Annotated in this window: 12 protein-coding genes and 1 pseudogene; 5 read left to right on the forward strand and 8 right to left on the reverse strand. The window is 68.5% G+C overall.

The genetic code is table 11. From position 1 onward, the window contains the following. Positions 1-510 carry a DUF2231 domain-containing protein gene (locus AB0E63_RS35735; protein ID WP_360375996.1) on the reverse strand — a complete coding sequence of 170 codons (510 nt, stop codon included), beginning with the start codon at positions 508-510 and terminating at the stop codon, positions 1-3. A 112-nt stretch (positions 511-622) separates the two neighbouring features. Here AB0E63_RS35735 and AB0E63_RS35740 point away from each other — a divergent pair, with 112 nt between their 5' ends. After that, the gene (locus AB0E63_RS35740; protein WP_360375999.1) at positions 623-1,360 is read left to right on the forward strand and encodes a helix-turn-helix domain-containing protein; all 738 of its coding nucleotides are present in this window, start codon (positions 623-625) and stop codon (positions 1,358-1,360) included. A 10-nt stretch (positions 1,361-1,370) separates the two neighbouring features. Here AB0E63_RS35740 and AB0E63_RS35745 read toward each other — a convergent pair whose 3' ends face one another. Continuing rightward, complete coding sequence (locus tag AB0E63_RS35745) at positions 1,371-1,655, reverse strand: hypothetical protein (protein ID WP_360376002.1); 285 nt, start codon at positions 1,653-1,655, stop codon at positions 1,371-1,373. A gap of 190 nt (positions 1,656-1,845) precedes the next feature. Further along, positions 1,846-2,853, reverse strand: a complete 1,008-nt coding sequence (locus AB0E63_RS35750; protein WP_360376006.1) for a TIGR03557 family F420-dependent LLM class oxidoreductase — start codon at positions 2,851-2,853, stop codon at positions 1,846-1,848. A 125-nt stretch (positions 2,854-2,978) separates the two neighbouring features. On the opposite strand from AB0E63_RS35750, the gene AB0E63_RS35755 reads away from it, so the two are divergent. Beyond that, positions 2,979-3,122: a GPGG-motif small membrane protein gene (locus AB0E63_RS35755; RefSeq protein WP_165949278.1), complete on the forward strand. Its 144-nt coding sequence runs from the start codon at positions 2,979-2,981 to the stop codon at positions 3,120-3,122. Between the two features lie 58 nt (positions 3,123-3,180). Here AB0E63_RS35755 and AB0E63_RS35760 read toward each other — a convergent pair whose 3' ends face one another. The 5 genes and pseudogenes from AB0E63_RS35760 to AB0E63_RS35780 form a co-directional block, all read right to left on the reverse strand. Beyond that, positions 3,181-3,795: a UdgX family uracil-DNA binding protein gene (locus AB0E63_RS35760; protein WP_360376008.1), complete on the reverse strand. Its 615-nt coding sequence runs from the start codon at positions 3,793-3,795 to the stop codon at positions 3,181-3,183. Between the two features lie 3 nt (positions 3,796-3,798). Beyond that, the gene (locus AB0E63_RS35765) at positions 3,799-3,936 is read right to left on the reverse strand and encodes a DUF6766 family protein (RefSeq protein ID WP_360376010.1); all 138 of its coding nucleotides are present in this window, start codon (positions 3,934-3,936) and stop codon (positions 3,799-3,801) included. Then, positions 3,935-4,054 (reverse strand): annotated as a pseudogene (locus tag AB0E63_RS35770) (DUF6766 family protein); the annotation flags it as partial. The gene AB0E63_RS35765 and the pseudogene AB0E63_RS35770, both read right to left, overlap by 2 nt. A 34-nt stretch (positions 4,055-4,088) precedes the next feature. Continuing rightward, positions 4,089-4,565 (reverse strand): vitamin K epoxide reductase family protein, encoded by a 477-nt coding sequence (locus tag AB0E63_RS35775; RefSeq protein WP_360376012.1) that lies wholly within the window; start codon positions 4,563-4,565, stop codon positions 4,089-4,091. A 2-nt stretch (positions 4,566-4,567) separates the two neighbouring features. Next, positions 4,568-5,470: a DUF929 family protein gene (locus AB0E63_RS35780; RefSeq protein ID WP_360376015.1), complete on the reverse strand. Its 903-nt coding sequence runs from the start codon at positions 5,468-5,470 to the stop codon at positions 4,568-4,570. Between the two features lie 149 nt (positions 5,471-5,619). Here AB0E63_RS35780 and AB0E63_RS35785 point away from each other — a divergent pair, with 149 nt between their 5' ends. The 3 genes from AB0E63_RS35785 to AB0E63_RS35795 form a co-directional block, all read left to right on the forward strand. Further along, entirely contained in the window at positions 5,620-6,246 is a 627-nt protein-coding gene (locus AB0E63_RS35785; protein WP_360376018.1) for a class I SAM-dependent methyltransferase, read from the forward strand. 71 nt (positions 6,247-6,317) lie between these two features. Next, entirely contained in the window at positions 6,318-7,184 is an 867-nt protein-coding gene (locus AB0E63_RS35790) for a diiron oxygenase (RefSeq protein WP_360376021.1), read from the forward strand. 47 nt (positions 7,185-7,231) lie between these two features. Next, on the forward strand, positions 7,232-8,416 hold a 1,185-nt coding region (locus AB0E63_RS35795; RefSeq protein ID WP_360376024.1), incomplete at its 3' end, for an FAD-dependent oxidoreductase.

An 8,416-nucleotide genomic window follows, 5' to 3' on the forward strand; every position in this document is an offset into this window, starting at 1 on the left:
TCAGCTCCTAGGCTCGAAACCTTCGGCTTGCTCCTCGTCCGTCGCGACCCGGACCCCGTACCGGAACGCCAGCTTGCCCCCGAGATAGCCCGACAATGTCAGGGCTCCCAGACTGACGGCCGACAAGACGATCGGTCCCACCGGCACCTGGTCCGCGTCGGATCCACGCCGCCACAGCGCGTTCACGGCGTACGCGATGGTGATCGTGACGTTGAGGATCAGGTGGACGACCCCGGTGCGGAACGCGGCGGTGCCCGACGGGATGGCGAAGAAGTCGAGCAACCCGACGCTCGCGGCCGCGAGCGCGCCGATGATGCCGATCACGATCAGCCAGACCGACGCCCGCGCGAGGAAGTCCGCGTCGGTGATCCGCGACCCGACGTCGAACACGAAGCTCGCCACCCAGGAGCCGATCGGGATCGTGACCAGGACCGGGTGGAACGGATGACCGTACGGGCCGGTGAGCAACGCGCTCACCGGACGCTTCGCCGCAGCCGACCGATCCGACACCGGGCCTCCCTATTTGACTAATCGAGTTTGGTCTTATTCCTCAGCAATGGTCAAGAGTTCAACGGTGGCGGCAGCGCTTTTCGCCAATGTTCTTGACCGTTATGGTGAGACGGTGAGGTCACGGGGAAGCGGTGCGGAGGCGACGATCCGGGCGGTGTCGGTGCTGAGTGACGACACCCGGCGCCGGATGTTCGACTTCTGCCGGCGCGGGGGCCGGGCGATCAGCCGGGACGAGGCGGCGGCCGAGGTGGGCATCTCGCGCAAGCTGGCGGCCTTCCACCTGGAGCGGCTCGTGGACGCGGGCCTGCTGCGAACCCACTACGAGCGGTCCGGCGGGATTCGCAAGGTCGGGCGGGCGCCGAAGATGTACGAGCCGGCCGAGACCGAGTTGCAGGTGTCCATCCCGCCGCGCCGGCCGGACCTGCTCGCCGAGATCCTGCTCGACGGCATCCTCAGCCAGGACGACAACGCGGATGGTGACGCGGAGGCCCCGGACGGTGGCAGCGGCGGGTTGGAGGCAGCTCGCCGGGCGGCGTTCCGGCACGGCGAACGCGTCGGCGCGGAGGAGCGGGCGCGCTCCCGTCCAGGCCGCCTCAGCGCCGAGCGGGCGTTGACGGTGTCGGAGGCAACCCTGGCGAGTGTGGGTTTCGAGCCGACCCGCCCGCGTCCGGGCTGCGTCCGGCTGCACAGTTGTCCGTTCCACCCGTTGGCCGAGTCGCAACCGGACGCCGTCTGCGGACTCAACCACGCCTTCCTCACCGGCATGCTGTCGGGTCTGCGGGCGACCACCGTTCACGCCGTGCTGGACCCGAAGGGCGGCGAGTGCTGCGTGGAGATCACCGCGGACTGATCCCGCCGGCTCACGCCTCGGGTTCGCCGGTGGGGTGGTGGGTCTCCTGCTCGATGAGCGACTTGATGCGGGCGAGTGCCTGCTCGAGCTCTTCGTCGACGTCGGCGGCCTGGTTGGTGTGCACCCGGACGGTCAGCTTGGACGTCTCGTCCGCGACGAAGTCGACCAACAGCTCACCGTGGTACTCGTGCGGTCCCGGCGCCCCCCACCTCAGCACCCGATCCTCGTCGAGTACGTCGATCCACGCGTCCCGGTGACCGAGGTCGCCCGCGGCGACGTCGACCACCTCGTGCACGGGCCTGATGGGGACGCCGTACTTCGGGACCCTGAGCTTCCACCGGTCGCGGCGCGATGCGGTGGAGCTCGGTCATCCAGGGCAGGAGATCGGGGAGGCGATCCAGGTCGGACAAACGGTCGAAGAGGACGTTCGGGTCGACGTCGACTGTGGTCCAGGCTTCGTACTGACCCATGGCAGGACTTCTTTTCTAGCTGGGGATCTTGCGGCGGAGTTCGGGGAGGACCTCGGTGCGGTAGAGGTTCATCATGTCGATCGAGTGCGGTCCCATATTAGCGACGTAGATCTCGTCGAAGCCGGCCTCGACGTACGGCGTGAAGGCGTCGACGTGGGCATCGGCCTTGGGGCCGCAGGTGACGGACTGGGCGGTCGACTCCTTGGTGACGAGCTGGCTGGCCTGCTCGAAGTGTCGTGGTGAGGGGAGGACCTGCGACAGCTCCCCGGGCAGGCCGGAGTTGCCCCAGATCCGGTGGGCCTGCTCGACACCTTCCGCTTCGGTCGGTGCATAGCTGACCTTGAAGCCGGCCTGGGCCGGCTTGCTCCCGCCGCCGTTGTCCCGGTATCGCTGCAACAGGTCGGCGTCGGGAGTGGTGGTGATGTACCCGTCCGCGATCCGGGCCGCGACATCGGTTGCCTCTGGCCCGAATCCGGACATGTAGATCGGCAGCGGCTGGTCCGGCCGCGTGTAGATGCGTGCGGTGTCGACCGTGTAGTGCTTGCCGTGGTGTGAGACGAACCCCTCCTCAGTCCACAACCGGCGCATGATCTCCACCGCTTCCTCGACCATCTCCAGCCGGACGTCGACCGTCGGCCAGACCGATCCGAGCACGTGCTCGTTGAGCGCCTCGCCGGTGCCGATCCCGAGCCGGAACCGCCCGTTCAGCAGTACGGCGCTGGTCGCCGCGGCCTGCGCGATGATCGCGGGATGGATCCGCACCGTCGGGCAGGTGACCGCGGTCGTCACCGGGAGCTCACAGACCTGCGAGATCGCCCCGATCGAGGACCAGACGAAGGCGCTCTGGCCTTGCTCGTGGTTCCACGGATGGAAGTGGTCACTGATCCAGAGCCCGTCGAACCCGGCATCCTCAGCCAGCTGCGCCTGCTCGATCAACTCCGCCGGCGTGTACTCCTCACTGGACAGAAAGTACCCGATCTTCACGATCTCTCCGATCACTCGCTTCCCCTCCCGAGTGCCCATCCCGCCTCCGTCCATGCACCCCTCACACCGCGATGGTTTGTCAGCGTTTCCAGGCGGGCACCGGAGGCGGCGCACGGGGAAAACAGCCGCCGGGTGTTCGCCCGGCTCGTCAGATGGGAAGGACCATGGGTCTCATTCTGTGGATCATCGCGGCGATCCTCGTGATTGCCGGGATCGTTTCGCTCGTCCGCGGTCAGTTGCTGTGGGGCGCTGCCCTGATCGTGATCGGACTGCTGGTCGGCCCTGGAGGCGTCAGCATCTTCACCTGATCTCTCTACCGGTTCGATTCGCCCCCACGTCGCGTCCGCGTGGGGGCGACACCCGTGGTCAGGGGAGCAGGTCGACTGCCGCGCGCAGGTCCTTGACGAAGTGATCGAAGTCGCGGCGGAACTCCTGCGAGCGGACCACCGCTGAGGGATGCACGGTGGCGACCGCTGTCCGGCCGTCGGGGAGCTCGACAGCCTCACCACGATGCTCGGTGACCTTGAAGCCGGTACCGAGGAGGGACCTGGCGGCGACAGCGCCGAGGATGACCACCAGCTTGGGTTTCACGATCTCGAGCTCGCGATCGAGCCAGGGGTGGCAGGCAACGATGTGGCCGACGGCCGGCGTCTTGTGGATCCGGCGCTTGCCTTGCCGTTCGAAGCGGAAGTGCTTCACCGCGTTGGTGAGGTACACCTGCGACCGATCGATCCCGGCTTCGGCCAACGCCTTGTCGAGAAGCCGCCCGGCCGGACCGACGAACACATGGCCTTCCTTGTCCTCATGGTCACCGGGAGTTTCACCCACCAGCATCATCCGAGCGCGCACCGGCCCCTCGCCGGCCACCACCTGCTCGGCGTCCTGATACAAGTCGCAGCCACGACAGTCCGGCAAAGCCGACCGCACCTTCCGCATCCCGCCGTCCGCCGGCACCCACCGCGTCGCTCCGTCGAAGCTCATACCTCAATCACCCGTCTCGGCGTGCGGCGCGTGCACCGGCTTGGACTGCGCCGAGCGGCGCTGGCGGAGGTAGACCGATCCACCGACAATCGCCGCCCCGTCGTACCGGCCAGGGCGCGTTGCGATCGTTGCGGTGCTCACGGGGATCCGCGTCCTGCGGCGCCGACCCCTCGAGCGGCCGGGACTCCGCCGAGCCCTTCTGCACGAGGTAGGCCGTGAGCAGGACGTACATGCCCATCTGCAGCCGAAGCCATCGCATGCTGCACCGGTACCCCGGTTCGGGGACTGTGAAATCAGGGGGTTGGTGGGATGAGTGCCTGCCGGATGAGGACGAGGGCGAACAGCAGGAGCGTGAGGGCGTGGACGACGGTGCACCACAGGCAGATGGCGTCGATCTGGAACAGCTCGGCCCAGATCAGGTAGCAGACGAAGACGACGCCGACCAGTACGGCGGCCAGGCGGAGCCGACCGGGCCAGGGGGAGGGCGTGCGCCACATCGGTGGCAGCGAGAGCACCGTCATGGCGGCGAAGAAGCCCAGGCCGAGCAGGGCGACCGGGATGCCGAAGAGCTTGGAGTACTCGCTCGTCGTGACCTTCACACAGTTCACGACACCGGTGTCTGGGCAGGCCAGCGTCGACGCGGCGGTGAAGTGCTCATAGGTCAGGTACGACGCGACCGCGAGACCGGCGATCGACAGGGCCAGCGTGGTCCAGGGGATCCACCCCAGCCCGGTCGACTTCTGGTCGGAGCGTTGTGCGGTGTTGCTCACGCTCAGCTCTTCCCGAGCTTCGCGGCCGCGGCGGTCACGGGGGCACTGGAGCACACGTTCGCCGGCTGGTTGTTGGTGAGCTTGCAGATCGCGGCGGTGTAGACGTTCGCGGAGGCGATGACGGCCTTCGCGATCGGGCTCGACGGGTCCTTGAGCGCGTCAGCGACCTCGGCCTGGGTCTTCCCGGCCAGCACCTCCGGGCTGTACGTCGCACCCGACGAGACGAACTTGCCGCCGAGGGCGATGAACGGGATCGAGCCACCGGTCTTCACGTACGGCGGCTGGTTGTAGGTGTCGAAGGTCTTCTGGTCCTCGGCCGTCGGGGTGTCGAGCGGCTCGTACTGGCCGTTGACCTGTTGGTTCGTGGTGGTCTCGACACCGGTGAAGCTCAGGTACTGACTGGTGTAGGTGGCGCCGTGGAAGGACAGGGTCGGCGTGTTCGGGAACACGTCGTTCGCCGACGAGTGCGTCGTACCGAGGTTGCTGAACGTCCCGAACCGGGACAGGGCGACCGACACCGGCCACCGCTCGGCCGCGCAGTACGGGCAGAACTCGGCGCCGATGTAGAGCACCTTCGGCTTGCCGTCGGCGGTCAGCGCCGGGGCGTCGATCGCGGACGGCGCGGCCTGCACGCTCTCGGAGCCGACGGCGGCGAACGTCGAGTCCGGGATCGACGTCAGCGCGGTCATGATCTGGGCATCGGCCGAACCCGACGCCGCGGTCGTGTCCTTCTTGCCGCCACCGACCAGCCTGATGGTGATCAGGCCGCCGACGATGACGATGACCAGCACCACGGCACCGACCGCAAGCAGAAGCCGTCGGCGTCGCTCGGCTCGCTGCTGGGCAGCAAGCTGCGCCGCGATCCGCTCGCGGGCCTGGGCCTTCTGCTCGACACGCCTACTCATGACTCTCCCTCGCACATTCTCAGGCATGCCGAACGTGCTCGACACCCATCAAGGACAACTGTTGATCAGGCCCGGAAGTTCCTGCCTCTCCGTCACCGAGAGATTACAGATGGGCGCGGAGTGTCGGCGCCGGTGGCTAGGTTCTGGCTATGGACTGGCGACGATGGCATGACGAGTACGACGAGGCCGGGTCGGGGCTGGCGCGCCGGCTGGCCGCAGTGCAGGACCAGGTACGCGCGGGCCTGGATCGCTGTCCGCCTGGTCAGGTGCGACTGATCAGCCTGTGTGCTGGGCAAGGGCGTGACGTGCTCGACGTGCTGCCGGATCATCCGCGCCGCGACGACGTCCATGCGAGGCTGGTCGAGCTGGATCCGCGGAACACGGCGTTTGCCCAGGAGAGGGCGCGCGGTCTGCCGCAGGTGGAGATCGTGACCGGGGACGCCGCGCAGGTCGATCAGTACGACGGCCTGGTGCCGGCCGACGTGGTCCTGGTGTGCGGGGTGTTCGGCAACATCTCCGACGAGGACATCGAACGCACGATCGACACCTGCCCGCAGCTGTGCCGTACTGGCGCCACCGTCATCTGGACCCGTCATCGCGGCGAGCCCGATCTGGTGCCGGTCATCTGCGAGTGGTTCGAAGCCCGCGGCTTCGAGCGTGTGTGGGTATCGGATCCGGACGCGGGTTTCGGGGTTGGCGTCCACCGGTACGCCGGCGAACCGCAAGCACTGGTCCCGGGCCGAACCTTGTTCAGCTTCGTGCGCGGCGGGGTCTGAGACTGCTTGCTTCCATAGACGACATCACCTATGTTACATAGGAGATGTCATATCGCGTGGAGGTGAGCGGCATGGACGAGACGGCGCAACGGTTGCTCGGGTCCTCGGCGCGGCTGTCGCGGGACCCGGAGACCGAGATCGACTGGGACGCTCCGATCGGTGACGGCTACGGCCTGAGTCCGGAGTGGAGCACGCTCTACAGCACGCCGTACTGGGACGGGCTGAGCGAGGCGCAGCGCCGGGAGCTGACGCGGCACGAGGCCGCGTCGGTGGCGACGACCGGGATCTGGTTCGAGCTGATCCTGCAGCAGCTGATCCTGCGCGATGTCTACGACAAGCCGGCCGCCAGTGCCGAGTTCCAGTGGGCGCTGACCGAGATCGCCGACGAGTGCCGGCACTCGATCATGTTCGCCCGGGCGTCCGCCCGGATGGTCGAGCCGTCGTACCGGCCGCGGTGGCTGGCGCGTCAGCTGGGCCGGGTGTTCAAGGCGGTCGCCACCGGCGAGTCGGCGTACGCCGCGATCCTGGTGGCCGAGGAAGTCCTCGACGTCATGCAGCGCGACTGGATGCGGGATCGGCGGGTGGAACCGCTGGTGCGGCAGGTGAACCACATTCACGTGGTGGAGGAGTCGCGGCACATGGTGTTCGCCCGCGAGGAGACGCGTGAACGGCTGGCCGGTGCGGGCCGCGGCCGGCGGTGGGTCAGCGCGCTGGTGATCGCGATCGCGGCCGACATGATCGTGTCGAGCATGGTCGGGCGGGAGGTCTACGCGAACGTGGGTCTCGACGTCGACCGGGCGGTCCGCGAGGCGCGGCACAACGAGCATCACCGGTCGCTGCTGCGGACGAGTTGCGCGAACCTGATGGACTTCCTGGGCTCGCTCGGCCTGCTGACCCCGGCGGCGTCCAGGGTGTACCGGCGTACCGGACTGCTGTGAGCTACGCGATCTCGGGCGAGTGCTGCTCGGAGGCCAGCTGCGTTGCGGTGTGCCCGATGAACTGCATTCATCCGTCGCCGGGGGAGCCCGGGTTCGGGACCGGCGCGGGGCTGTTCATCGATCCGCGGACCTGTATCGACTGTGGCGCGTGCGCCGACATCTGCCCGGTCGACGCGGCGCAACCCGCGGACCGCGCCACGGCCGCGGACGTCGAGCGGAACGCGGCGTACTTCGCCGATCGGGAGCCGCTCGACGGGACGGACCTCGACGCCTGGCATCCGTCGGCGTACCAGACCTGGGGCGGTGGGCCGCGGCGCGTTCTCGTAGCCGGCGCCGGGCCGGCCGGGATGTACGCGACGCGTGAGCTGCTGTTGCGGAGTTCGGCCGAGGTCACCTTGGTAGATCGGCTCGATCGCGTCGGCGGGCTGGTTCGCTTCGGGGTCGCCCCGGATCATCCGCAGACCAAGCAGATCATCTCCACCTTCGAGCGGATCGCCGAGCATCCACGGGTCCACTGGCGCCCGGGTACGGACGCAGCCGACGCCGGAGCCGAGTACGACGCGGTGGTCCACGCGGTCGGTGCGTATCAGAGCCGCCTGCTGGCGATCCCCGGTGAAGAGACCGCCTGCACCGCGAAGGACTTCGTTGCCTGGTACAACGGTCGGCCGGGTGCCATGCTGCCGATCGAGCTGACCGGTCCGCGGGCGGTCGTTGTCGGCACCGGTAACGTCGCGCTCGACCTGGCCCGGATCCTGCTCAGCGACGAACGCCGCCTGGCCAAGATGGATCTCCCGGACGTCGTACGCCGTACGCTCGCGAGAAGCGGGATCCGTGAGGTGCTGCTGCTCGGTCGACGGGGTCGCGACGACGCGGCGTACAGCGCCTCCGCGTTGCAGGAGATGTCGGCCTTCCCGGGCGCTGAGCTGCGGTTCGAGGCCAGTCCGGTCCGGTGGAGTGCCGCAGGGCTGGAGCTCGACAGCGGCGAGACGATTGCTGCGGGCAACCTCTTCACCGCGATCGGGTTCGAGGGCCGGCCGGTCGACGGGCTGCCGTTCGACCCGGACCGCGGCATCGTGCCGAACGTCCGGGGCGCCGTCGTCGGCCGGCCCGGGCACTACGTCGCGGGCTGGATCAAGCGCGGCGCTCGCGGTGGCATCGGCGTGAACAAGGCCTGTGCCCAGGAGACCGTGCAGACCCTGCTGGCCGCCGAGCAGGCCGTGATGGCTCTGCCG

This window comes from Kribbella sp. NPDC026596 (genome assembly GCF_040638415.1).
GTDB lineage: Bacteria > Actinomycetota > Actinomycetes > Propionibacteriales > Kribbellaceae > Kribbella.